This is a genomic window from Paraburkholderia steynii, assembly GCF_900100565.1.
Classification (GTDB): domain Bacteria; phylum Pseudomonadota; class Gammaproteobacteria; order Burkholderiales; family Burkholderiaceae; genus Paraburkholderia; species Paraburkholderia terrae.
In genome coordinates this window covers 32,500-55,770 of the sequence record NZ_FNDI01000009.1, presented here as the reverse complement: position 1 = coordinate 55,770, position 23,271 = coordinate 32,500, and the positions used below count along the sequence as shown (strand labels likewise).

Sequence of the window (23,271 nt, the reverse complement as noted above, 5' to 3'; positions counted from 1 at the left end):
GCGCACTTATCGCATGATCGAAGTCACGATTGGGCCGCACTTCGCATGCGTCGGCTGCCACCAAGCCAGTGATATGCAGAAGCAACGAGCCCCAATGCAATGCCGAAGATCACGACGCCCGTCCAGCCGAAGCGGGTCATCAGCCAGCCGCTGATCATGACGCCGATGGCGCCGCCGGAGAAAGTAGCCGTCATGTAGAGACTGTTGATGCGGCCCTGCGCCTTGGGATCGACGGCAAAGGCGCGCGTCTGGTTGGACACGAGACCCGATTGCACACCGATATCGAGCACGATGACCCCGATGATCAGGAACGTCAGCGAGGACTCCGCGCCGGCGAGCAGCAGATAGGCGAGCGTTACGATGCCTATGCTGGCCGCAATGACAGCCCGCGAGCCGAGTCGATCTGTCGCGCGGCCTCCGAGTGAAGCGGCTAGAGCGCCCGTCGCACCGATGATTCCAAAGCCGCCAGCCCACGCGCTGCCAAGATGCTGCGGTCCATTTGCCAGAAGCGCCGCCAGATTGACCCAGAACGCGTTGAAGCAGGCCCACAGCAGCGCCTGGACAATCATCGATTCACGAATCGGGCGATTGTCCCGAACCAGTGGCCAGAGTGAAGCGAGCAGGCGCCCGTAGGAAAGATCGGTGGAAGGCACGCCGCGCGGGAGCAGCGACGCGGCAGCGATCCAGACCGGGATCATGAACAGCGCTTCTACGCCGTACACCGCGCGCCAACCGTAGGCCGCGCCGATCACGCCGCTGATCGTACGGCCCAGCAGGATGCCGACCATGATGCCGCTGACGACCGTGCCGACGGAACGCCCGCGTTCACTCGGCAATGACATGACGGCAGCGAAGGGTACCAGCTGCTGGGGCACGCAACTGACGATGCCAAGACCGAAAGACGCGCCAATCAGCGGCCAGATGCCGGGTGAAAGCGCGGAACTCAGCGCAAAGACGAAGGCGAGCGCGATTTGCGCGAGCACGAGCTTGCGCCGGTCGAAGCGATCGCCCAGCGGTAACAGCAAGGCGAGGCCAGTTGCAAAGCCCAGCAGCGCCGCGCCGGCGACCAGATCGACGGTGGTCAGGTCGACCTGCAGGCCGGAAGCGATCAACGGCAGGATTGGCTGCGTGCAGTAGATGTTGGTGATCACCGCGCCGGCGATAACGGCCATCATGACGATCTTCGCGCGTGACGCGGCTGCGTGGGGCTGGGGATTTTTGGATGTATCTGGCAGGCCGTTCACGGCACTCTCCTTTTATTTCGATCTTCAGGGCATGTGCGGCAAGGTGCCGTGGCCCACAGCCAGAAGGTTATGCGCTTGCATTTATAAAGAGAATCTCCCAACATCGGGAATCATCCTTCCATTTTTTGATAGGGCCATCCGATGAATCGGCTTGATTCCATGTCCATCCTTGTCGCTGTCGTCGACTCGGGCAGCTTGTCGGCCGCCGCGCGGCGCCTCGGCATGCCGTTGGCAACGGTGAGTCGCAAGGTGGGAGAACTGGAATCGCATCTGAAGACGCGTCTTATCCAACGCACGACGCGGCAGCTTTCATTGACGGAAGCGGGCGCCTCGTATGTGGCAGCGTGCCGGCGCATCCTCGATGAGATTGCAGAAGCCGAGCGCGCGGCGACGGGGGAATACGCGTCCCCCAAGGGCGAACTCGTGGTCACGGCGCCCGTCGTGTTCGGGCGCTTGCACGTCGTGCCCGTGGTTGCGGAATTTCTCGCACACTATCCGGAAATCGACGTGAGCCTCGTGCTCACGGATCGCGTCGTGCATCTGATGGAGGAGCAAGCAGACGTCGCCATCCGCATTGGAGAACTGCCCGATAGCACGCTCATGGCGACGAGAGTGGGAACTGTGCGCCGGGTCGTCTGCGCGAGTCCCGCGTATCTGGCAACGCATGGTGAGCCTGTCAAGCCGCGCGATCTCGCGGCGCACGAGTGCATTACCTTCGAGGTGCTGGCATCCACGCGTGCCTGGGTGTTTGGGTCCGGCAAGTCAGAAGTGTCTGTGCCCGTTCATTCACGGCTTGCAGTCAACACGGCGGAAGCGGCGATTGCAGCCGCGATGCTCGGTGTTGGACTGGTACGTGTGTTGTCTTATCAGGTCGCGGACGCGATTCGTGACAACGCATTGAGCGTCGTGCTCGACAAGTTCGAGTCGGCGCCGTTGCCCATCAGTCTCGTGCATAAAGGACAGACGCCTCTGCCGCTCAAGTTGCGCGCTTTTCTCGACTTCGTGGGGCCACGTCTACGGACCCGTACCTCGCGCATACTCGAAGACGCCACGACAAAATGATTGCTGTCGATAGGACAGTTGTGACGCGCGCATAGCCATGAAGCGCGATTGAGCACTCAAGTGTGCTTTGGAAACGGCTTGCTCCAGAACTTCGACGCGGCGAGGCCGAAACGCCAGGGCAACGCGACTGCCTTGGTAATGCCGATGCGTGGCCCCGTCACGATCGACGCCGGTTGTTGCGGCGCTTCGACGTGAAAAGGCGCTTCAAGCAATGACATGCCGTTGTGCCGGTGTGTGATACCAAGTGCCTGTCCAACGCGGCCCGGTCCAGAACAGAGCAGGCGGATCGGTTCGAGCCCGCGCCGCTGGCGCATCGCGTCCAGACCGGTCAACGGTTCGATCGCGCGGATCAGTACCCCGGCGCCGTGACCTTCTTCTCGACATACGAAATTGAGGCACCAATGAATGCCGTACGAGCGGTACACGTAGGTATGTGCGGGCGGCCCGAAAAGTGTGGTGTTGCGCGCCGTTGGCCCGCAGAAAGCATGCGACGCGGGTTCCTCGGGATCGTACGCCTCCGTCTCGACGATACGGCCGCCTACGCCGTCCACCGTCAAGATCGCGCCGATCAGCCGCTGTGCTACCAGCGCTGCGGGCGCTGAAAAATCGATTGGTTCGATTTTGGAGGAAGAGGTCACGGTGGGTAACGATTCTGCTGCAAACGTATGCAGCCATTCCGATAGGTTTGCGGTAAAGACAGCTTGCTCATGTCACAGCTTGCCCGTTGAATGCGGCATCGCATCGACGGGAGTATTCACTATCGCGACTCATGTTTGAAGACGTGAACGGAAAAGACAGGTTTCGCGTTGCTCAATAGTCTCGCCCGATATGATGTGCTTCGATTGCACGAATGCGTGGCACGGGTTATGGCGTAGTAAATGGTGCTACTCTCGTTCCATTCTATCTAAGCGCATCGGGATAGTTGCAGCAGTTGCGCAAGCACCCCGGCACTCATCAAGGAACTCGACAAATGTCTCATCCTGCTCTGGCCAAGGGAGCCGTTGCCGTCATCACTGGTGGCGCGTCCGGTATCGGCCTGGCTGCGGCAAAGCGGTTTGCCGGGCTTGGACTTCGTATCTGCATTGCAGACCGCGATGCCGATCGAATTGCGCATGCCGTGGAAGAAATCGCCAGGTTGAGCGCGAGCGGCGCGCAGGACGTCTTTGGACTCGAAACCGATGTCAGTGCTATTGACGATGTCCGCCGTCTGCACTCAGCCGTGGTCGAACGATTTGGCGGCACCGACGTCTTGATGAACAACGCCGGCGTTCAACCGGGCAGCTCTATGTTCAGTCCCGCCGAGAACTGGACGCGCGTGCTGGGCGTGAATTTGTGCGGTCCAATCCACGGCACGCAGGTTTTCGTACCGGACATGATCAAGCGCGGTCGACCAGGGCTTGTCATCAATACGGGTTCAAAGCAAGGCATTACGACACCGCCTGGGGACCCGGCGTATAACGTGTCGAAAGCCGGATTGAAGGCGTTCACGGAGGCGCTCCAACACGAACTCCGTAACACCGCCGGGTGCAACGTAAGCGCACATTTGCTCATTCCCGGCTTCGTGTTCACGGAGTTGACCCGCAAAGGCCGGACGGAAAAGCCCGCTGGCGCATGGACACCTGAGCAGACCGTCGAGTTCATGCTTGAGCGCCTCAGCGCTGGCGACTTCTACATCCTGTGTCCGGATAACGACGTGCCGCGCTCGCTCGACGAGCGCCGCATGTTATGGGCCATAGGGGATATCGTAGAAAACAGGCCTGCCTTGTCTCGTTGGCATCCGGATTACGCGGCGGCGTTCGAAGCGTTTATCGAACAGTCTCGCTAGTCGGAGCGGCTTGCGCGCGCCGTACCTGTTCGCCCGTCTTTTTCGCGCTCGTGGCTGCCGGGTTGTCATGCGCGGGGTTTAAACCGCCTGGAACCTGTAATTGAAGAGTCCAACGCCTGCTACGTAAAACGTTGGTCGAACTGGTGCAATCGGCCGGTTTCCGCCATTCGCGACCGTCCGCTGATGCGGGAAAACGATTCTGGCCAGGCTGCGGTCCGTGCGCTAGCCTTTTGCATACAGAAGGCGCTTCACTTCCACAATCCGCTCTTGTGGGGTGCTCGTCGAGCGTGGCGCCAGGCGCTACCGCAATGCGGTCACGCGCGGAGGCCGCACAGATCCAACATCACCATTTCAGGCCGGGAAGAGCGACCGATGTACAGAGCAGCGCTGAACTCAGCCGCTGGAGATACTGCTATGAACGGTAAAGCTCTCGTTACCAGCATATTGCTACTGGCTGGATTATTCGGTCCCGCGTCGCCTGCATTTCCTCAGTCATCTCCACCGACGTCCGAGACAGCAAAGCAAACCGAAGCGCTGGTCGACAAAGCCGCGGCGTTGATCGGAAGTAAAGGCAAGGTCGCGTTTTCCGAGTTCAGAATCAAAGGCAGCGAGTGGTTCCACGGCGACACCTATCTGTTCGTTTACGATTTGAAGGAAAATGTATTGTTGAATCCGGCCTTCCCAGCCCGTGAGGGGACCAACGTCAGCGGTCAGAAAGATACCAACGGCAAGCCGTTTCATGACGCCATGATCCAGACAGTTGAAACAAAGGGATCGGGCTGGGTTGACTACATGTTCCTGAGACCGGGGCAGAGTCAGCCATCGCATAAATGGACCTATGTGAAGGCAGTCAAGATCGACGGAGTTCCAGGCCTGGTGGGTTCGGGATTCTATTCTGAGTAGGTTTTGGCTCGCCTTGGTTGACCTTCAATGTGTCGCTGTTGCCTCAAGACTGACCTTCACGTTTAGCGTCATGCCCACGGAACAGGCCGGGACGCGCCCGGCCCGTTGTCGTTGTGGTGTTGATGTGCAAAGCGTTGCTTGAAGACAGCGGAAGCGCTGCGCCTTCGATCACGCTGCGTTGATGAGTCCAAGTTGTTGCAGCGCGGTCACGCCGTCGTCCAGCCCGATTTCTTCAACTATCTTGCCGTCTTTGAGCCGAAGCACAGTTGTGCCGGTGAAGTGCATTTTCCGACCGGTCGCAGCAGGCAACGATCCGATGAGGAAATCGCTGAATGCCGGACCGGTATGTGTGCCGCCACCCTCCCAGCGGCCAACTACATAGTCTCCCTCGGCGATGAGATCGGCGGCGCCCCAGAAGTTGAGGTCCGGGAACGCTTCGCGGAAATCGGTCATGAATGCCTTGATGTCCTCGTGGCCACGCCGCGGTTCGTGCAGTGAGTATTGAAGAAGCATGTCGGGCGCGGCAAGTTCATCGACGATGTCGAGATTGCATGTCTTGCCCCAAAAATCGGCGAACCAGCGGCCCACGACGGCTTTGTTGTCATCTTCCTTTGACATGGTGATTCCTCATTGACTGAAGTTGGGGGAGAGAAACGCAATCGCTTCCCTCTGCCTGAACGATATCGGCGTAGGCAGTCGGCTGCCCCCCGTTTCTTGCTGCAATACTCGTTGAAACCGACGCGCGGCTTATGGTGACGCGGGTCATCACGCGTGTTGTTTCGGCTGAGGTGGATTACGCCGGAGTCTGCGAGGACGACAAGCGGCATAGCAGATCGCGTTACGCGTCACTTTGTGTTCGCAGCAATCAGACAGCAAGAATCGGGGTGCTCGCGCCGAGTCGTTGCCATATCGTGTCCACACGATCGCACCGTAGACGAGGTTGTTGGACGAAGAAGGGTGCGCTCGAATCACATGTATCTTGCGGTCGACACGCTTCCAGCGCCGCACCGCAACGCGTGCTTCATAGATTTTGGATCACACCGCTCGCCAGCTTGCGGAGTTCGTCGAACTGCGTAACGAGTTCGATGCACAGAATAAAGGCCAGCATCGCTGAAGGTCCCGGGCGGAGTTCGATCCATCGCAGCGCCGGAGTCGCATAGCGCACGCGAATCGCATCCCGCGTCATGACATAGGTAATTGCGATTCCCACAGCGGCGCCCATCAGCAAATCGGTTGGGTAGTGAAAGCCAAGATAGGCGCGCGGAACGCAAATGAACAGCACGGTATAGAGAATCGCCAGTACACCGATGCCGCGCCACACGAGGAAGATGCCGGTGGCAATCGCCATCCATAGCATCGCGTGATCGCTTGGGAAGGAACTCCAACTCGTCAGCAGTGCGTCCTTGATATTGCTACCTGCAAAGTGCAGATGCAGTTCGGCGCTATAGATGGGGCGCACTCTGAACGGCAGCCAGTGGGTCAGCAGTCTTCCGACGAAGAGCGCCACGAGCCCACTGAGCAGCGTCGCGAGAACCATTTCTCGCCGCCATTCGCGGCGCTCGTCCTGCTGAAACCACATCCACCACAGCACGGGAATGAGTACGAGGCCTTTGAAGGTGTAAAGATCCGCGATGGCTTCTATCGTTCGGATCGTGAATGGATCAAAGTGTATGTTGGACAGGTATGTTTCGATAGACGAATCGAAGCTATTCATTATTTAGTAAGAAACTGAAGCTAGTCGCATCGGCGTTAGCATAGCCCACTGAATGCGCCGCATTTTTAGTGCTTACTTTTCCTGACAATTTTTACTGCGCATTTTCATCGCCAGCCTTCACTGACGGCTTACTGCGCGAGTATCCTCGGCGGGCGGCGTATGCCGATGAATACCGCGTCGATAGCCATAGCGGAAATCCCGTCCACTGTCCTTTGGTCACCCATTCGAACTTCGGCCGAGAATCCGCCGACGATCTCGTCCTTCGAATGGATGAGGAGATTCTTCTTTACATTAGCCCACGTTCGCGAGGCGGCGTGCCGTGCGAACCGTGGGCGGCCGGTCGCGCAGCAGCAAGGGCATCAAACGCCGGTTGGCTGTCTGCGCCGCCCACTCGCAATACGCGGCGCTGCCGAGCACCCAGCCCTTGAGCGTCGACTCCATCAGGTTATTGACCTCGAGTTCGTCAAGGGTCTGCGCGCTCAAATCGCGGTAAGCCTCGTGGCGTTCGAACGGCGTATTGCCGAGCGCCCGGTAGAGCGGATGGTCCTTGATGAAGCTATCGACACGCAGCCCGATGTGATGCGTGTAGCTCGACCACTGGTACTTTCCCGGCTCTGCCACGAGGCCGTGTCGCACCGGCGCATGATCGATGACCTGGCTCGCGAACAGAAAATACCGGTCGGGCTCAATCACTGTCGCACAGTAACCGCCACGCCACACAGTACCGCGGCGTCCATGGCGGCGGTTGAAGGTCTCGATGTAGCGACGGCCTACCGCCTGCATCGCCATGGCCACGCTCGATTCGTATGAAGGCGTGACTAGGAACTGTACCGCATCAGGCATGAGCACCCACGCATGGACTGCCAGATCGGCGACGCGCGCTGCGTCCGCCAGGCAGGCGAGGAAGTACAGGTAGTCTCCTTCGTCCAGGAATGCGGGCCCCGTGAGCCCCTGCAAGATAACGTGCTGCGGTTGTTCTGGGACGTAGTGCCGTGCAAGCCGTGTCATGCTGAATTAACCGGAAATCCGATGTGAGAAAGCGATCCGACAGGTATCGGGCGCGTGACGGTATGTAGCGAAATTCTATCGGTCACGTGCGTGCGGTTACATCGCGAATAGGCCTTTTTTCTGGCCTCTTTTCGTTGATTTGCCGATCGCAGCCAGCAACTCTTTTATGCCACCGCTGAATAGCGGCGGAGCGTTATACATCTCCATTGCAAGCGCGCCATCTGGCACTAATACATCTGCAGCACGACCGTACAGCGGTCGAAACGGCCCCCGATCTCCATTCGCATCTCACCTGAACCGGCGAAGGCCAGTAAAAGTGACTCTCGAATTTAATCGGTAGGTATCCGAAGGATTGCAATCGCCTCAAATCCGCAACCCTTCCACGACATGAACTCCCGTGGTGGCAATGATCGGTCGTTCGCAAGTCGTCACCGAAAGCGGTCATTTCGACGGTATTGACCTGGGTAGCCAACAGACGTTACGATTCTCGACATGTCTAGTCACGCCAAGCTCCTCGCTTCTCTGATCCGTGCATGTTGTCAGAACGTGCCGGGGGGAAGCTGCGTCTAGCAATCAAGCTACACGTTGAAGCGAACGCCTTCTGGCCGCCCGTTGCAAAACCGGCGGCCTTTCTGTTTTTTGGCCCCTGTACCGCGGGGATGGAGGGACGCGATGCCGCTTGCGCTGTATGACACCTGGTCGCGTACCATGCGCCCGTTCGCGCCAATCCACGCCGGTCGGGTCGGCATGTATTGCTGCGGGCCCACCGTCTATGACTATGCGCATATCGGTAATCTCAGAACCTACGTGTTCGAGGACATCCTGCGCCGCGTACTGATGCGTAACGGTTTCGAGGTCCGGCACGTCGTCAATATCACTGACGTCGGCCATCTGACTTCTGATGCAGACGAAGGCGAAGACAAGATGGAGAAAGGCAGCCAGCGAACGGGGCAATCAGCGTGGGCCGTTGCTCGACGCTACACCGACGCCTTCATCGCGGACTGGCACGCCCTCCACCTGCTGGAGCCAACGGTGTGGTGCCGTGCGACCGATCACATCACCGAACAGATCGCGTTCATTGGCGAGCTCGAACGAACTGGCTACGTGTATCGGACGGGCGACGGTCTCTACTTCGACACCAGTAAGCAGGATGATTACGGCTATCTCGCGCGGCTAGACCGCGCAGGTTTGCATGCGGGGAAGCGGGTCGCGCTCGGCGCGAAGAAGAACGCCACAGACTTTGCGTTGTGGAAATTCAGTCCGCCCGACGTCAGGCGGCAGATGGAATGGGAGAGCCCATGGGGTCGCGGCTTTCCCGGTTGGCATATCGAATGCTCGGCCATGTCCGCTAAATACCTCGGCACGTGGTTTGATATCCATTGCGGCGGCGAGGACCATATCGCCGTGCATCACAACAACGAGATTGCGCAGACAGAAGCGGCATACGGCACGCGGCTTGCGAATTTCTGGCTGCACGGACACTTTCTGACGCTCGATACGAACACGAAGATGTCAAAGTCGAGCGGGGATTTCATTCGTCTTCAGACCTTGCAAAGTCGAAGCATTGATCCGCTCGCCTACCGTTATCTGTGCCTGACAGCCCATTACCGAAGCAATCTGCGCTTCAACTGGGCGTCTCTCGATGGCGCGCAGACGGCATTGAACCGGCTGCGCCATCTCTATTCGACGTGGCCGGACGCAGGTCGCGTCCATCCGGAATTCGCCGCCCGCTTCGAAGCTGAGGTGAACGACGACCTGAATCTGCCGAGGGCGCTTGCCGTACTTTGGGAACTCACGAGGAGCAAGCTGCCACCCGCGACTCTGAAAGCAACCGTGGACAGCTTTGATACTGTGCTCGGTCTCGGTTTGCACGAATGGAAACCTGTCATATCTGATATTCCGGAAGACGTTCGCGTGTTACTCAACGAACGCGAGCGAGCCAGATCTGGGAGGGATTGGGAAAGAGCCGATCACATACGGGCAGCATTAGTCGCGCGAGGCTGGAGAGTCGAGGACAGCGAAGAAGGTCAACGCCTGGTCGGAATCGCTACGGACCAGACACATGTTGGGGGCGGTTAATCACTGCATTGGCGGTGAGAGCACGGGGGCTCGTGTTTTCCGGCAAAGTCGCATCATTGCGACCGGAGGTGCAGATCGTTGCTCACGGATTGTGCCCCCGGCACGCCGCGCGTCACAGCAAGCGCTTTCTGAATCTGTACTTCCGAATCCACGTAGCCGGACAACTGCACGACGCCTCGATACGTCGCGACGCTGATCGGCAACGATCTCAGCCCCGAGTCCGCGACGAGCGCCTGCTTCACCCGGGCGGCGAGCGCAGCGTCGTCAGTGGCGATCTGCCCCGGTGCGGTCACGGCCGGCGTCGCCGCCGACTGACAGGCGCTGATGAACACGGACGCGGACAACGCGAACGCCGTGACGATCAGCAACCGGCCTTTGCTGTATCGCGCGTTTCGCATGTCGGCTATGACAGCCTGATTGGTACACGACGAGGGTCGTGCGGGTTGGCTTCGCAGGTACACGTGTGGGGCCTCCTGAGTCCATCATGATAGTGCAGAGTGGCGGACTTTGACTGAGCCGACCCGGCCAGGTCTGTTCATGCGGCGAGCGAGTGTTTTGCTCAGTTCGGCCAGCATGCACTAGCTATAATGCAACAGCGACTCGTTACTATGTCCCGAATAGCCCGCGCCAGGCGGTACTGGGAGGTAATGCTTCATGGTCACGCCAACGCACGCCCCCCGCGAGCGGTCAACCGTGGCGCAGACATTCGGCCGTTTCCGCGCCGGCCTCGAATATGCCGCGCTGCCGCCCGTCGTGGTCGAGCGCGCCAAGCACTTCTTCATTGACTCCATTCCCATTGCGCTGCACGGTTCGACTCTGGATTCGAGCCCACCAGTTCGCATGCTGGCTGCCGCACGGCCGATCCGGGGTGGCGCAACGCTGCTCGGCCGGCCCGCCCCGGCACACGCGGCCTGGGCCGCACTGGTCAACGACATGGCCGCGCACAGCACGGAGTTGGATGACATATTTCTTCCCGGCTCAATCCATAGCGAGTCGTTGCGCGCATTGCCCGGTCATCCACGTGCGTTCGCTTTCTAGCAAAAGGAGAAATGATGGAATGCATCGAGATATACACCAGCGGCGACGGACACTCTCTATTCAGGCACATCGAGGCTTTTGAGGTCAGCCCAGTGTCATTCAAGGGCATTACCGTGTCGCTGTCTTCGCCGCAAGCGTGCGAGAGCGTACTCCTGCATGAGTTCAACAGTGACTATTTCCTCGGTTGGCACAATCCACCGTCCAGGCAATATGTGGTTGTGCTCGCAGGGGAGCTTGAAATTGTTGTGGGGAGCAATGACACTGCGCAACGCTTCGCGGCGGGCGCCGTTTTCATTGCCGGTGATTTGCACGGTAAAGGCCATACGACACGCGCGATCCAGGCAGGCCGCGCATTAGTCGTCAATTTGCGAGGATAAGGCAATGCTACTCAAGCGTGCTTTGGCTGTGGTGACGGGCGGCAGCAGCGGCATTGGCTTCGCAACCGCCGAACGATTCGTATCCGAGGGCGCGCGCGTGGTGATCAGCGGGCGTAATGCGGACAAACTGGCCCAGGCTGCGAAGAAGCTCGGCGAGAACGCTTGGGCTGTCGTCGCAGACGCCGCAAGCCCGAAAGACATGCAAAGGCTATACGAGAGCGCAGTTGGCCATTTTCAATGTGATGTAAACGTGGTGGTCGCGAATGCCGGCATTTCCCGGCAAACACCCGTGCGCGAGACGTCATGGGAGCAATTCTCCGATGTGCTCAACGTCAATGTTGGCGCAGTCTACGCGACTGTACGCGCGTCGCTGCCGTTTCTCGCCCGGCCTGCATCGATCATCCTTGTTGCGTCGCTTGCGGCCAATCAGGGCACGAAGCATTTCTCCGCGTATTGTGCGTCTAAAGCAGCGGTAGTTTCGCTCGCCAAGAGCTTTGCCGCCGAGTTCGTCGAGCACGACATACGCGTCAACAGCATTTCACCCGGGGTTGCGGATACACCGATCTTCGACACATTGGGAATATCCAACGCGCAACTGCTGCAATGGTCGAATGTCATTCCGATGAAGCGGCCTGCCAGGCCCGATGAAATTGCTGCGGCCATCCTCTTTCTCGCGTCGGATGCATCGCGGTATATGACGGGCGCCGATCTGGCAGTAGACGGGGGGATGTCAGGGATCAGCCCGTTTTGATGGTGCTCACGCAAAACTTTGTAAGTGTGCTTCTGGCTCAAAACGAAAAATCAACCAAACCAAAGTATGACCATCAATACAAAAGTGCAATCGACGCTTAGCCGCGTTTGCGCTCTTATGTGATTCATCCGTGTATTTTCATCCCGATAATTCTCGTTCTGGATGAATCATCTGACGTTATCAAGATGAAGTGACGGGACTTCGGTGTGGCTTGCGTTTGTCGACGCAATCCGCTGCCGGTCCTTTCCATTATGCTCGCGCGGCGGCCATTCATAAATCGACGGGAAAAATCCGGTATTTCGGCTGCATAAAAACATAAATATGTTAATTGACAATCTGCTTTCACATAGACAATTACTCGCGTCTCGACGAGCAGCCAGAAAGGTACTTTCCGAGGATTTGAATACCACACGCTATTGACGATTATTCACTAGACGAGGTCGATTTCTTTCAAGCAAGAGGTGTCAAATGAAACGAATCGCTGTTGTCGCAATCTCGGTGGCTGCATCGACTGCTGCGCACGCACAGAGCTCCGTGACGCTCTACGGTCTCATCGACGCAGGGCTCATGTACACAAACAACGTGGTGAAGGGCACATCGCATGGTTCACTGTTCCAGGCGACCAGCGGCGAAATAAACGGAAGCCGGTTTGGCCTTCGCGGATCTGAAGACCTTGGCGGCGGTCTGCACGCAATCTTCGTTCTGGAAAATGGCTTCAACGTGCAGAACGGTAAGCTCGCGCAAAACAGCCGGTTTTTTGGCAGACAGGCTTTCGTGGGTATCAGGAGCGACGTGTTCGGCACGTTGACATTGGGGCGTCAATACGACTTCCTGACGGACTTCGTCGCGCCATTGTCCGGTGTATCGGGAACCTTAGGCGACACCGGGTTTGCTCACCCGTTCGACAACGACAACTTCGATCACTCTTTCCGAATCAACAACGCTCTCAAATACACCAGCACCGACTACCACGGTTTCAGGTTTGGCGGCCTGTACGCTTTCTCGAACAACCAGAACTTTGCAAACAATCGTGCTTACAGCGTAGGAGCAATCTACAGCCGCGGGCCGTTGAATGTTGCGGCGGCCTACCTGCAGTTAAATGGATCGAACTCGACTACCGCGACCGCGGGCGCTATCGACACAGCCGAATCGGCTGCAAATGGGACCGGCGGGTTCCAGCTTGGAGCGGAAGTACAACGCACCGCGGCGGCGGCCATCAACTATAGCTATGGTCCAGCCGTTGTCGGGTTCGCCTACTCTCATAGCCAGTTCCAGGGCACACAATCGTTTGGGTCCAACAATGGCACGCTTCGCTTCGACAACTACGATCTAAACGTGAAATATGCGATCACGCACGCGCTCGCTCTTGGCGCGTCGTACACGTACACGGACGGACACGTTTCACAAACCACGACTTTCGGCGCGGATCCGAAATGGAATCAGGTAAATCTACAGGCGGTCTATTCGTTTTCGAAGCGCACGGACGTCTACGCTGAAGCGATGTACCAGCACACAACTGGCCACGGCTATGTGGCATTTATCAACAACTCGGGTGGCGCGTCGTCGACGGCCAATCAGGTTGCCGGCACCGTGGGCATGCGCGCACGGTTCTGATTGGGTCTCGGCGAATCAAAAAAGAGGCACAGACCTGTGAGGTCTGTGCGAAGCCGTCGACAGGGAACGCGACGGCGGAGGTGTTGTAGAACGACTCGGGCCTGCTATCGGATTCGGCAACGACCGTAGGCCCGTTTTCATATCAGGTCGCGTGCATGTTACGGACGGTTGTACATCGCGTCCCAGTCGGCCTTCGAGACGCCCGCGTGACCCGCGCCAGACGATCCGCTCGTGACGCCACCGATACCTGTCGCATTGTTCTGCGCAGCGATCTTCGCCTCGGCTGCCTGAATCTCTTCCGGATAGCTGGTGTTGTCACCATCGCCAGGATGATAGCCAGCCTTTTCGAGTTGAACGAGTTCGGCGCGTACCTGCGCACGGGTGATGGGCTGGTTCGACTGGGCGAATGCGGCTACGGGGGCAGCGAGGGCAGCGGCAATAACAACGGCTTGGATGAGAGACTTCATGATAGTTACCTCCAGTATTTGGTTCGGTCTTCAAACGATCCCGTTTGCGAACCGGTGAATGCAGTGTAGGTATCCACCGGCGCAAGATTAAGGTGGATAACTGGAAAGCATTGTTGTTGGGCCTGTGCGCGCGCGTCTGTCGAATGTGCCGACGATGCTCATGTTTCGCATGGACAGGCACCTCTCGCCCAGTGGGCGAAGGCCCGCAACGCCGTGGACGTACGAGGCAATACCGTACACATTGGCGATTTATTCCCGACGGGCAAAACTGTTGTGCCGGCAAAGAGGCGACGGCCTGGCCGGCGGCTGGACGACGGTTCGACAGTGCCGGCGGATCGAGCGGCCAACATGCCTCATGCAGCGTGCGCAACGAATCAAGCATGACCGTTCGTACCATCGACGCCGCCACTGTTTTCATCTGTGCGCTTGAATTTCGGAGACGATCGGTCTAATATCCGCTACATGAACACGCCGACCATTCCACGCCGCCGAGGGCGCCCCCCAAAGGAGCTTGCAGGCTATAGCGAGACCCGCGAGTCGCTGCTGCGGGCCGGCGTCGCCGTGCTGACGGAAAAAGGCTTTTCGTCCACCGGTATCGAAGAGATCCTGCGTAATGCCGATGTGCCGAAGGGCTCGTTCTATCATTTCTTTGCCAGCAAGGAAGCGTTCGGGCTGGAACTGATCGACCGATATGCGGCGTACTTCGCGAAGAAACTGGACCGCATTCTGACGAATGAAAGAAGGTCGCCGCTTGAACGGTTGCACGACTTCGTCATGGACGCTGAGGCGGGCATGCGGCGTTATCGCTTCAAACGGGGATGTCTGGTCGGCAATCTTGGACAAGAGATGGGCGTGCTGCCCGAAGGCTATCGCGAGCGTCTGCGTGAGGTATTCATAGACTGGGAAGCGCGAACGGCGCGATGCCTGCTCGAAGCCCGAGCGGCCGGCGAGATCCCGCGCAAAACCGATTGTGCGAGCGTAGCCGCATTTTTCTGGATTGGTTGGGAAGGGGCTGTGCTCAGGGCGAAACTCGACGGTAACCCTGCGGCACTGCGCACGTTCGCGAACGGTTTTTTCGCCTCACTGAAGTAAGCCAAATTTTTTTGCCTTTTTATAGGCGATCGGTCTAATTATGTCGTCAGCGTCGATGGTGGTTGAGCGTAGTTCGTATAGCTAAACGTTTTCGATGGTGGTCGCGAGATGGAAAGCAAGACATTTGACTATGTTGTTATCGGGGCTGGGTCTGCCGGGAGTCTGCTGGCAAATCGACTGAGCGCCGACAAGACCAGAAATGTTCTCCTGGTCGAAGCAGGCGGTGCCGACGATTACATGTGGATTCACATTCCCGTCGGTTACCTCTACTGCATCGGCAATCCGCGTACGGACTGGCAATTCCGCACTGAGCCGGACAAGGGACTCAATGGGCGGCAGATACTCTATCCGCGTGGCAAAACGCTGGGAGGCTGTTCGAGTATCAACGGCATGATCTACATGCGTGGCCAGGCGCGTGATTACGACCACTGGGCCGAATTGACGGGGAATCCCGAATGGACCTGGGATAACTCGCTGAAGGACTTCATGGCGCATGAAGACTTTTACAAGCTCGACCCCGAACAGCGCGGTCTGCTCAACGGCAATACGGCCACCATTGAAAAAGTGCATGCGAGCGGTGGCGAGTGGCGCGTCGAAAAGCAGCGCCTTAAATGGGATATCCTGGATGCGTTCAGCAAAGCGGCGGCGCAGGCGGGCATTCCGTTCATCGACGACTTCAATACCGGCGACAACTTCGGCGTCGGCTACTTCGACGTCACGCAAAAAAACGGCTGGCGATGGAACACCTCTAAGGCATTTCTGCGTCCGATCAAACACCGGTCAAACCTCACGACGTGGACGAACGCCCGCGTGAAGAAACTCACGATCGTGCGTGACGAAAGCGGCGGGCTGCGCTGCACGGGCGCGGAGATTGTTCGCGATGGCGAGCTTGTTTCGGTGAATGCGGCACGCGAAGTGGTATTGAGCGCGGGCGCGATCGGATCGCCCCATATTCTGCAGCACTCGGGTATTGGACTCGCGTCTCACCTGAAGAAGCACGGCATTGACATCATTCAAAACACACCGGGCGTTGGCGCGAATTTGCAGGACCATCTGCAGATTCGCGCGGTGTACAAGGTTGAAAATTGCGAGACGCTGAATGTGCTTGCGTCGAGCATGCTCGGCAAGGCGAAGATCGGCCTTGAATATGCGCTGCATCGCACGGGCCCGATGAGCATGGCGCCGTCGCAGTTGGGAGCCTTTGCACGTAGCGATCCGTCAAGGAGGCACGCGAATCTCGAGTATCACGTGCAACCGTTGAGCCTCGACGCGTTCGGTCAACCGCTGCACACGTTCCCGGCGTTCACGGCCAGTGTTGCGAACCTGAACCCGACAAGCAGGGGGACGGTTCAAATCAGGAGCGGCAATTTCGAAGATGCGCCCGCTATAGCCCCGAACTATCTCAGTACCGAGGAAGACCGAAAAGTCGCTGTGGATAGCCTTCGCCTGACGCGACGCATCGCAAGCCAGTCCGCCCTTGCGGCGTACAAGCCGCAAGAGTACAAGCCGGGTCCGCAATATCAGTCGGACGAGGAACTCGAAAACCTGGCGCGAGAGATTGCTACCACGATTTTCCACCCCGTCGGTACCGTGAAGATGGGCAATCTCGCAGATCCGAGTGTCGTGGTCGACAGCCATCTTCGTGTGCGCGGCGTAGCCGGATTGCGGGTGGTGGACGCAAGCGTGATGCCGACGATCACCAGCGGCAACACGAGTTGCCCCACGATGATGATCGCCGAAAAGGCTTCGGCCTGGATTCAGAAAGGCATTTGATTCAACGCAACCAGGAGGTGCTTGTGCCTGAGAACAAGACTGGGGTAAAGAAGCGTTTGCCCCTTGAAGGAATCACCGTTATCGATTTCTCGCGTGTGCTGTCGGGTCCCTATTGCGCGATGATGCTTGCCGATCTGGGCGCGCGCGTCATCAAGATCGAACGTGTGGGTACGGGAGACGACACGCGTGCGTTCGGTCCGTTCGTCGACGGCGAGTCGGCGTACTTCATGTGCTTCAACCGCGGAAAGGAAAGTATCGCGCTTGATTTCAAATCTCCACGTGACCGCGAACTGCTCGACCGGTTGCTGGATCACGCCGACGTCGTGGTCGAAAACTTTCGGCCCGGCGTGATGGACCGGCTTGGCTACGGCGCGGAGCAGCTGGCAAGAACGCACCCGCATATCGTCTATGCGTCGATTTCGGGCTTCGGCCATACCGGGCCGTACAAGGATTTGCCTGGCTATGACACGGTGGTGCAGGCGATGGGCGGTGTCATGAGCCTGACAGGTTGGCCCGGCTCGCAGCCCGCACGTGTCGGCACGGCGCTGGGCGATCTCGGTGCCGCGCTGTTTGCCGCGATCGGCATTCTCGCAGGGCTTTACAAGCGCTCGCGGGATGCGCAGGGCACACACGTGGATATCTCGATGCTCGATTGCCAGGCCGCGTTGATGGAAACCGCGTTTGCCCGGTTCGACGTGGAAGGCAAGGTGCCATCCCGGTTCGGTGACGCGCATCCGTCGCTGGCGCCATTCGAAAGTTTCGCGGCACGGGATGATCGATTCATCATTGCTGCGGGCAACGACCAGCTCTTTCTGTTGATGGCGGATGCTTTCGGCGTGCCGGAAGTGGCACTCGACCCGCGATTCCTCACCAACGACCTTCGCGTCCAGAACCGGCCCGCGATGATCGAGGCGATCGAGCGTATCACCCGCACCGCACCCGTCAGCGTCTGGCTCGACAAGCTGAACGAGGCTGGCGTGCCATGTGGACCGATCAACACGATCGACAAGGTCATCGAACACCCCCAACTGCTCTCGCGCAACATGTTCATTCATGTTCAGGGCGAGTCGGAGCGGAAGGTAAAGACGGCCGGCAACCCAATCAAGATGAGTACTTCGCCCGATGAGGATGTAACGGTGGTCAGGAGAGCGCCGGCGGTGGACGAGCACCGGGAGGCGATTCTGGCCGAATTGATGGCTTCGTCGGGCGCCTACGCGTCGCAGGCTGATTCGCAATCAGATGACAGTGAACTGAAGCGCTCGGCAAATTTCGCAGCATGACACCGCAAACTTGAACTGACAGGTGAAACTATGTCGACCGAAGTTCCCGCAGTACGTGACGCATCCGCTAGGCAAGGCAAAATGCAAGTGATCGAAACGAGTACCGGACCCGCTGCTGTGGGCGTGAATGCAGATGCCGGTAGAGGCACATCGGATAGCGATACGTACGAAACCATCAAGATCGATCGAAGAGAGCGCGTTGGACTCATCACGCTATATCGTCCAAAGCAGTTGAATGCGCTCAACGTGCAGATGTCGCGCGAAGTGCTCGCAGCGTTGAGCGCATTTGACAAAGTCGAAGGAATTGGCGCGATCGTCATCACGGGCAATGCGCGTGCGTTTGCGGCAGGTGCCGACATCGAGGAAATGGCTGGGAAGACCTTCGCCGAATGGCACGCGAACGACCTTTTCGCCGAATGGGACCGCATTCGAACGATCTCGAAACCGATCATTGCGGCGGTTGGCGGCTATGCGCTGGGCGGCGGATGCGAGCTGGCGATGGCATGCGACTTTATCATCGCGGCCGATGATGCCCAATTCGGGCAACCGGAGATCAAGCTCGGGATCTTGCCCGGCATTGGCGGTTCTCAGCGTTTGGCCCGCGCCGTGGGCAAGTCGCTGGCAATGGACCTGATTCTCACCGGCAGAAACTTGCGTGCCGACGAGGCATACGCAGCCGGCCTCGTGGCGCGCGTGGTTCCGTCAACCGAGTTACTGCAAACCGCGCTGGAGGCGGCGCATACCATCGCTGGGTACAACCTGCCTGCGGTGCGGCTTGCGAAAGAGGCGGTCAATCGGGCGTTCGAGACGCCTCTGAATGAAGGTGTGCTGCACGAGCGCCGACTCTTTCACGCTGCGTTTGCCACCGAAGGGCAAAAGGAAGGCATGTTTGCATTTCTCGCCAAGCGCGCTCCCGTCTTCCGCCATCGATAGCGTTCGACTACGGGAACGAACGAGGATGCCATCCTCGGTCGAGCTCGTCATCCATTCGCGACGCTGACAAGCCGATGGGTGAACTCGCCTGTCCAGCGCTTGACTGTACCCGTATCAATATCGAACAGATCGAGCACACGTCCGAGCGTGTGATCGATCATCGATTCGAGACTGTCGGGCCGCGCGTAGAACGCAGGCACGGGCGGATAGATAATGGCGCCCGCTTCCGTGACGGCCGTCATGTTGCGCAGATGCCCGAGATGCAGCGGCGTCTCGCGCGCCATCAGAACAACCCGCTTACGCTCCTTGAGCATCACATCCGCGGCGCGCGACAACAGCGAACCCGTGTTGCCTGTCGCGATCTCCGCGAGCGTCTTCATCGAACAGGGCGCGACGACCATGCCGTCCACGCGAAACGAACCGCTCGAAATGGCGGCGCCGATATCGGCGTTCGGATAGTGTTCGTGAGCCAGCGCCTGCACGTCGGCTGTGCGCAGATCCGTTTCATACGCTAGCGTCATCTGGGCCGAGCGGCTCATGACGAGATGCGATTCCACATTCAGCTCGCGCAGCATCTCTAGCAGCCGGACGCCGTAGATCACGCCTGAAGCGCCGCTGATTCCCACCACGATACGTTTGCGTCGTTCCATATCTATCGTCTCTCGTTGAACCTGTGCCGCGCATGCGTGTGCCGCTTCGCGATGCATCGTATGCCGTGTACCCCGTCAGCGAGAAAACATGTGCGCGACAGGCGGCATGCGCCTCCATGAAGATTGAATGACGCGCCGATGCGCTTCAAACGAAATCTGTTCATACGTGGCATGAAGCCTTTTCATCGTCTGGGTACGCATGCGGCCTACGACGCCGCGCTCTGCCACGGATGAAATCCGTTCATGGCGCACATGAGAAATCACCGTTTGCGAGGGGACAGGTTCTGGCTCAGTCTGCGCTCACAGTCCCGCATGTCATGCCGCGCGACTCGTCAAGCAGCGTCTGCCGAACAGCGGTACTTGTCTGCCGCCGTGCTGCCCGGGCACCTCATGTGACGGCGACCGTTGCTCGACTCACACCATGCAATCCGACAGGCGAATCCGTGAGGCTGGCCGGTTTGCGATGCATTCCCCTTGATCATTAACCGGACAACCATGAAAAATTTCCCTTCCTTCCAGACACACTTGCAGGCCTTGGAAGAAAAAGGTCTCGTCATCCACGTCCATCGCGAGATCAACAAGGACACCGAGTTGCATCCGCTCGTACGTTGGCAGTTGCGCGGCGGCATTCCCGAATCGGACCGCAAGGCCTTCGTATTCCATAACGTCGTCGACAGCAAGGGACGCCGGTTCGAACTGCCTGTCGTCGTCGGCGCGCTGTCGATCAACCGGGAGGTGTATTCGATCGGTATGGGCGTACCCGTCGACGAGATTGGCAAGAAGTGGCAATACGCGAAGGGACACCCGATCGATCCCGTCACCGTGGATGAAGCGCCGTGCCAGGAAGTGTGTTTCATCGGCGACGATCTCGACGTCGACGGACAGGGTCTCGAACATCTGCCGATTCCGATTTCGACGCCGGGCTTCGACAACGCGCCGTACACGACCTGCTCGCAATACATCTCGGTCGATCCGGAGAACGGCATCCAGAACATGGGCACGTATCGCGGGCAGATCAAGGGCAAGCGTCGGGTCGGCTGCAATCCGTCGATTGAAATGGGGCAGGGCATTTATCAGCATTGGCTCAAATACAAGGCCATGGGCAAACCGATGCCCGCCGCACTGGTGATTGGTGGACATCCGGCCGTGTCGTTCTGTTCCGTGCAGAAGCTGCCGATCGACGTCGACGAACTCGGCGTGGCGGGCGCGATTCTTGGCGAGCCGCTGCGCGTCGTGAAGTGCAAGACCAATGATCTACTCGTGCCCGCCGACGCCGAGATCGTGATTGAAGGTTTCGTTCCGACGGATACGCTCGAACCGGAAGGCCCGTTCGGCGAGTCGCACGGACACGTGAACCTGCAGGAATTCAATCCGTACATGAACGTCACGGCGATTACGCGCCGCAAGAATGCGCACCTTGTGTCGATCATCAGCCAGGTGACACCGAGCGAAAGCTCGCTGGTGAAGAAAGTTGCGTTCGAGCCGCTGTTCCTCGATCACCTGCGCAACTCGCTGCGTATTTCCAGCGTGGAAAAGGTCGTGATGCACGAGCCGCTCACGAATCTGCGCAAGCTCGTGATTGTCGTCTTCAGCGAGAAAGCCACTGAAACGGAGATCTGGCGCGCGCTAATGGGCGCTGCCTCGCTACAGCCCGCCGTCGGCAAGCTGGTCGTGGCCGTCAGCAACGACATCAACCCGGAGAACAGCGACGCAATCTTCTGGTCGATGAGCTACCGGATGAATGCAATCAAGGACGTACAGATCCTGCATGGGCGTGACACGGGGCATGGCCCGCGCACGTCGGGCGCGCAGCGCGGCGACGACGCCGTGGACGGCGTGATTCTGATGAATGCGACGCGCAAGGAGAAACTGCCGCCGTTGTCGCTGCCGACCAAGCCTTACATGGAAAACGCAAAGGCGATCTGGGAAGAACTGGGCTTGCCGGCGCTGCGTCCGGAATGGCCGTGGTACGGCGTGTCGATGGGCGACTGGGACGAGCGCAACGAAGCGATGGCGCAGCGCGCGGTGAATAGCGAGTACTTCAAGACGGGTGAAGAACAGACGCGTCAACGCGTGGGTCCCGAATGGATCAACAAGGACTCGGACTGGTACTTCGAGGAAAAGAAGGACATGTAAGCGGCCGCTGAAAGCGGTCCTGCCAGAGCAGCATCAGCGGAGCGTCTCGCGTGGGTGTCGATGGTTTGCCGACAGGAACGGACAGAACATCGAACGGCAGTACACGCGGGACGCTGACGCACATCCACGGTGGACGGCGCGGGAAGCGTCACGTCCCGCACGTCCCGCCACATGAATACAACGACATTGATGGAGGAGATATGGACGAAAAAGGAGGAGTAGTTTCCGCGACGCGCATAAGCAGCCTGAGGCGTTCGCTGACGGCGTTGACTTTGCTTGGACTTTCGGGCGGCGCGGTTCATGCGCAAAGCAGCGTCACGTTGTATGGGTCTCTGGATGGCGGGTTACGGAATCTCGTGAACGGAACCAAGTCAGGGGGCGCTGCGCTGTCGATGGCGTCCAACGGCGTTTACAACTCGAACCGCCGGGGCTTCGAAGGCAAGGAGGACATCGGCGGCGGCTATTATGTGCGCTTCAATCTGGAAGCGGGCTACGTGCTGTCGACGGGTGCGAACAACAATACGAGCAACCAGCTCTTTCAGCGCACGTCGACAGTGGGGTTTGGCGGGCCATTCGGCCAGATCGACATGGGCCGTCAGTTCACGCTGCAGCATTATCTGATCAAGGACTTTGAGCCGTTCGACTTTCATTACCTGAGCATTACTGAATCGACGGCGGTTTCGGGTGGTAACACAGGCCGCGACGATAACGATATCAACTATCGTGGTGTTTTCGGGCCTTGGGTGATTCGTGGAGAATATGCGCTGGGTGGCGTGCCGGGTAGTGCCGCGCATGGCTCGACGTTGGCGGGTGGCGTGAATTACCGCACGCAATTGTTCAAGCTGGGCGCTGGCTATACGCACAAGTCCAATCCATTGTCGGCTACGTCGAGTCAGTACTTCAGCAACGATCAGTACACCGCGGGCGGGACGGTAACGGTGGGTCCCGTCGATGTGATGGCCGGGTATTCGCTGAATTTGCAGGACGTGCCGGCTAGCGTGCATAGCATGACGCGGAATCAGTATTTATGGGGCGGGGTGCGGTTTCAGATGACGCCTTTCTTTAACGTGACTGCGGCTTATTATGACAACAAGAACAAGACGAATGGAGTGGACGGCAGAAAGGATGTCGCTATTCTTGGGGTGAGTTATTTGCTCTCGAAGCGCACTGAGCTTTATGCGGATATTGACTATACGCATTACACGGGTGTGTATGTGACGAATGCGACGTTGAATCCGTCTCAGCATGAGAAGCAGACGGGTGTTTCGTTTGGTATTAATCACTGGTTCTAGGGGTGCGCTGGCGCGCTTGGGTTTTGGGGTTTT

22 protein-coding genes are annotated in these 23,271 nt (G+C 58.6%); 14 read left to right on the top strand and 8 right to left on the bottom strand.

The features are described from left to right. Positions 1 to 23: 23 nt before the first annotated feature. Positions 24 to 1,244 carry an MFS transporter gene (locus tag BLT65_RS17675; protein ID WP_091779499.1) on the bottom strand — a complete coding sequence of 407 codons (1,221 nt, stop codon included), beginning with the start codon at positions 1,242 to 1,244 and terminating at the stop codon, positions 24 to 26. Between the two features lie 141 nt (positions 1,245 to 1,385). Here BLT65_RS17675 and BLT65_RS17670 point away from each other — a divergent pair, with 141 nt between their 5' ends. Beyond that, positions 1,386 to 2,306 carry a LysR family transcriptional regulator gene (locus BLT65_RS17670; RefSeq protein WP_042305202.1) on the top strand — a complete coding sequence of 307 codons (921 nt, stop codon included), beginning with the start codon at positions 1,386 to 1,388 and terminating at the stop codon, positions 2,304 to 2,306. Positions 2,307 to 2,362: 56 nt separating this feature from the next. Here BLT65_RS17670 and BLT65_RS17665 read toward each other — a convergent pair whose 3' ends face one another. Next, entirely contained in the window at positions 2,363 to 2,944 is a 582-nt protein-coding gene (locus BLT65_RS17665; protein ID WP_244186514.1) for a DNA-3-methyladenine glycosylase, read from the bottom strand. A 332-nt stretch (positions 2,945 to 3,276) separates the two neighbouring features. On the opposite strand from BLT65_RS17665, the gene BLT65_RS17660 reads away from it, so the two are divergent. Together BLT65_RS17660 and BLT65_RS17655 are read left to right on the top strand one after the other, a co-directional pair. After that, positions 3,277 to 4,131, top strand: a complete 855-nt coding sequence (locus BLT65_RS17660; protein WP_091779496.1) for an SDR family NAD(P)-dependent oxidoreductase — start codon at positions 3,277 to 3,279, stop codon at positions 4,129 to 4,131. A 414-nt stretch (positions 4,132 to 4,545) separates the two neighbouring features. Continuing rightward, complete coding sequence (locus BLT65_RS17655) at positions 4,546 to 5,034, top strand: cache domain-containing protein (RefSeq protein WP_042305353.1); 489 nt, start codon at positions 4,546 to 4,548, stop codon at positions 5,032 to 5,034. A gap of 168 nt (positions 5,035 to 5,202) precedes the next feature. On the opposite strand, the gene BLT65_RS17650 is transcribed toward BLT65_RS17655, so the two are convergent. The 3 genes from BLT65_RS17650 to BLT65_RS17640 all read right to left on the bottom strand — a co-directional run bounded on the left by BLT65_RS17650 (position 5,203) and on the right by BLT65_RS17640 (position 7,756). Beyond that, positions 5,203 to 5,652, bottom strand: a complete 450-nt coding sequence (locus BLT65_RS17650) for an ester cyclase (RefSeq protein WP_091779495.1) — start codon at positions 5,650 to 5,652, stop codon at positions 5,203 to 5,205. Positions 5,653 to 6,055: 403 nt separating this feature from the next. Beyond that, on the bottom strand, positions 6,056 to 6,748 hold the full coding sequence (locus BLT65_RS17645) for a phosphatase PAP2 family protein (protein WP_091779494.1): 693 nt from the start codon (positions 6,746 to 6,748) through the stop codon (positions 6,056 to 6,058). Positions 6,749 to 7,039: 291 nt separating this feature from the next. Next, positions 7,040 to 7,756, bottom strand: coding sequence for a transposase (locus tag BLT65_RS17640; RefSeq protein WP_091779492.1), 717 nt, complete (start codon positions 7,754 to 7,756; stop codon positions 7,040 to 7,042). 672 nt (positions 7,757 to 8,428) lie between these two features. Here BLT65_RS17640 and cysS point away from each other — a divergent pair. Further along, positions 8,429 to 9,835, top strand: coding sequence for a cysteine--tRNA ligase (cysS, locus tag BLT65_RS17635; protein WP_091779491.1), 1,407 nt, complete (start codon positions 8,429 to 8,431; stop codon positions 9,833 to 9,835). Between the two features lie 53 nt (positions 9,836 to 9,888). Here the strand turns inward: cysS and BLT65_RS17630 are convergent, their stop codons facing one another. Continuing rightward, positions 9,889 to 10,233, bottom strand: a complete 345-nt coding sequence (locus BLT65_RS17630; protein ID WP_091779490.1) for a BON domain-containing protein — start codon at positions 10,231 to 10,233, stop codon at positions 9,889 to 9,891. 256 nt (positions 10,234 to 10,489) lie between these two features. Between BLT65_RS17630 and BLT65_RS17625 the strand changes: the two genes are divergently transcribed. From BLT65_RS17625 to BLT65_RS17610, 4 genes are all read left to right on the top strand, one after another. After that, positions 10,490 to 10,873 (top strand): MmgE/PrpD family protein, encoded by a 384-nt coding sequence (locus BLT65_RS17625; protein ID WP_091779488.1) that lies wholly within the window; start codon positions 10,490 to 10,492, stop codon positions 10,871 to 10,873. Between the two features lie 14 nt (positions 10,874 to 10,887). After that, entirely contained in the window at positions 10,888 to 11,250 is a 363-nt protein-coding gene (locus BLT65_RS17620; RefSeq protein WP_091779487.1) for a cupin domain-containing protein, read from the top strand. 4 nt (positions 11,251 to 11,254) lie between these two features. Then, positions 11,255 to 12,001: an SDR family NAD(P)-dependent oxidoreductase gene (locus BLT65_RS17615; RefSeq protein WP_091779486.1), complete on the top strand. Its 747-nt coding sequence runs from the start codon at positions 11,255 to 11,257 to the stop codon at positions 11,999 to 12,001. A 468-nt stretch (positions 12,002 to 12,469) separates the two neighbouring features. After that, entirely contained in the window at positions 12,470 to 13,615 is a 1,146-nt protein-coding gene (locus BLT65_RS17610) for a porin (RefSeq protein WP_091779484.1), read from the top strand. A 158-nt stretch (positions 13,616 to 13,773) separates the two neighbouring features. Here BLT65_RS17610 and BLT65_RS17605 read toward each other — a convergent pair whose 3' ends face one another. After that, positions 13,774 to 14,082, bottom strand: coding sequence for a DUF4148 domain-containing protein (locus tag BLT65_RS17605; protein WP_042305191.1), 309 nt, complete (start codon positions 14,080 to 14,082; stop codon positions 13,774 to 13,776). A gap of 462 nt (positions 14,083 to 14,544) precedes the next feature. On the opposite strand from BLT65_RS17605, the gene acuR reads away from it, so the two are divergent. The 4 genes from acuR (at position 14,545) to BLT65_RS17585 (ending at position 19,160) form a co-directional block, all read left to right on the top strand. Next, the gene (gene acuR, locus BLT65_RS17600) at positions 14,545 to 15,174 is read left to right on the top strand and encodes an acrylate utilization transcriptional regulator AcuR (protein ID WP_042305190.1); all 630 of its coding nucleotides are present in this window, start codon (positions 14,545 to 14,547) and stop codon (positions 15,172 to 15,174) included. A gap of 108 nt (positions 15,175 to 15,282) precedes the next feature. Then, positions 15,283 to 16,947 carry a GMC family oxidoreductase gene (locus BLT65_RS17595; protein ID WP_091779483.1) on the top strand — a complete coding sequence of 555 codons (1,665 nt, stop codon included), beginning with the start codon at positions 15,283 to 15,285 and terminating at the stop codon, positions 16,945 to 16,947. Between the two features lie 23 nt (positions 16,948 to 16,970). Beyond that, positions 16,971 to 18,227 (top strand): CaiB/BaiF CoA transferase family protein, encoded by a 1,257-nt coding sequence (locus tag BLT65_RS17590; protein ID WP_091779838.1) that lies wholly within the window; start codon positions 16,971 to 16,973, stop codon positions 18,225 to 18,227. Positions 18,228 to 18,257: 30 nt separating this feature from the next. After that, positions 18,258 to 19,160, top strand: a complete 903-nt coding sequence (locus tag BLT65_RS17585; protein ID WP_244186513.1) for an enoyl-CoA hydratase-related protein — start codon at positions 18,258 to 18,260, stop codon at positions 19,158 to 19,160. A gap of 47 nt (positions 19,161 to 19,207) precedes the next feature. Here BLT65_RS17585 and BLT65_RS17580 read toward each other — a convergent pair whose 3' ends face one another. Further along, on the bottom strand, positions 19,208 to 19,810 hold the full coding sequence (locus BLT65_RS17580; RefSeq protein ID WP_007586853.1) for a UbiX family flavin prenyltransferase: 603 nt from the start codon (positions 19,808 to 19,810) through the stop codon (positions 19,208 to 19,210). A 495-nt stretch (positions 19,811 to 20,305) separates the two neighbouring features. On the opposite strand from BLT65_RS17580, the gene BLT65_RS17575 reads away from it, so the two are divergent. Both BLT65_RS17575 and BLT65_RS17570 read left to right on the top strand, forming a co-directional pair. Next, positions 20,306 to 21,946: a UbiD family decarboxylase gene (locus BLT65_RS17575; protein WP_042305188.1), complete on the top strand. Its 1,641-nt coding sequence runs from the start codon at positions 20,306 to 20,308 to the stop codon at positions 21,944 to 21,946. A gap of 200 nt (positions 21,947 to 22,146) precedes the next feature. Beyond that, positions 22,147 to 23,238: a porin gene (locus BLT65_RS17570; protein WP_091779480.1), complete on the top strand. Its 1,092-nt coding sequence runs from the start codon at positions 22,147 to 22,149 to the stop codon at positions 23,236 to 23,238. Positions 23,239 to 23,271 lie beyond the last annotated feature (33 nt).

Coding starts and splice junctions, on each gene's coding strand:
- BLT65_RS17580 (WP_007586853.1), bottom strand. CDS start 19,810: ATGGAACGACGCAAACGTATCGTGGTGGGAATCAGCGGCGCTTCAGGC.
- BLT65_RS17570 (WP_091779480.1), top strand. CDS start 22,147: ATGGACGAAAAAGGAGGAGTAGTTTCCGCGACGCGCATAAGCAGCCTG.
- BLT65_RS17645 (WP_091779494.1), bottom strand. CDS start 6,748: ATGAATAGCTTCGATTCGTCTATCGAAACATACCTGTCCAACATACAC.
- BLT65_RS17595 (WP_091779483.1), top strand. CDS start 15,283: ATGGAAAGCAAGACATTTGACTATGTTGTTATCGGGGCTGGGTCTGCC.
- BLT65_RS17605 (WP_042305191.1), bottom strand. CDS start 14,082: ATGAAGTCTCTCATCCAAGCCGTTGTTATTGCCGCTGCCCTCGCTGCC.
- BLT65_RS17625 (WP_091779488.1), top strand. CDS start 10,490: ATGGTCACGCCAACGCACGCCCCCCGCGAGCGGTCAACCGTGGCGCAG.
- BLT65_RS17640 (WP_091779492.1), bottom strand. CDS start 7,756: ATGACACGGCTTGCACGGCACTACGTCCCAGAACAACCGCAGCACGTT.
- BLT65_RS17655 (WP_042305353.1), top strand. CDS start 4,546: ATGAACGGTAAAGCTCTCGTTACCAGCATATTGCTACTGGCTGGATTA.
- BLT65_RS17585 (WP_244186513.1), top strand. CDS start 18,258: ATGTCGACCGAAGTTCCCGCAGTACGTGACGCATCCGCTAGGCAAGGC.
- acuR (WP_042305190.1), top strand. CDS start 14,545: ATGAACACGCCGACCATTCCACGCCGCCGAGGGCGCCCCCCAAAGGAG.
- BLT65_RS17575 (WP_042305188.1), top strand. CDS start 20,306: ATGAAAAATTTCCCTTCCTTCCAGACACACTTGCAGGCCTTGGAAGAA.
- BLT65_RS17630 (WP_091779490.1), bottom strand. CDS start 10,233: ATGCGAAACGCGCGATACAGCAAAGGCCGGTTGCTGATCGTCACGGCG.
- BLT65_RS17615 (WP_091779486.1), top strand. CDS start 11,255: ATGCTACTCAAGCGTGCTTTGGCTGTGGTGACGGGCGGCAGCAGCGGC.
- BLT65_RS17670 (WP_042305202.1), top strand. CDS start 1,386: ATGAATCGGCTTGATTCCATGTCCATCCTTGTCGCTGTCGTCGACTCG.
- BLT65_RS17650 (WP_091779495.1), bottom strand. CDS start 5,652: ATGTCAAAGGAAGATGACAACAAAGCCGTCGTGGGCCGCTGGTTCGCC.
- BLT65_RS17620 (WP_091779487.1), top strand. CDS start 10,888: ATGGAATGCATCGAGATATACACCAGCGGCGACGGACACTCTCTATTC.
- BLT65_RS17610 (WP_091779484.1), top strand. CDS start 12,470: ATGAAACGAATCGCTGTTGTCGCAATCTCGGTGGCTGCATCGACTGCT.
- cysS (WP_091779491.1), top strand. CDS start 8,429: ATGCCGCTTGCGCTGTATGACACCTGGTCGCGTACCATGCGCCCGTTC.
- BLT65_RS17660 (WP_091779496.1), top strand. CDS start 3,277: ATGTCTCATCCTGCTCTGGCCAAGGGAGCCGTTGCCGTCATCACTGGT.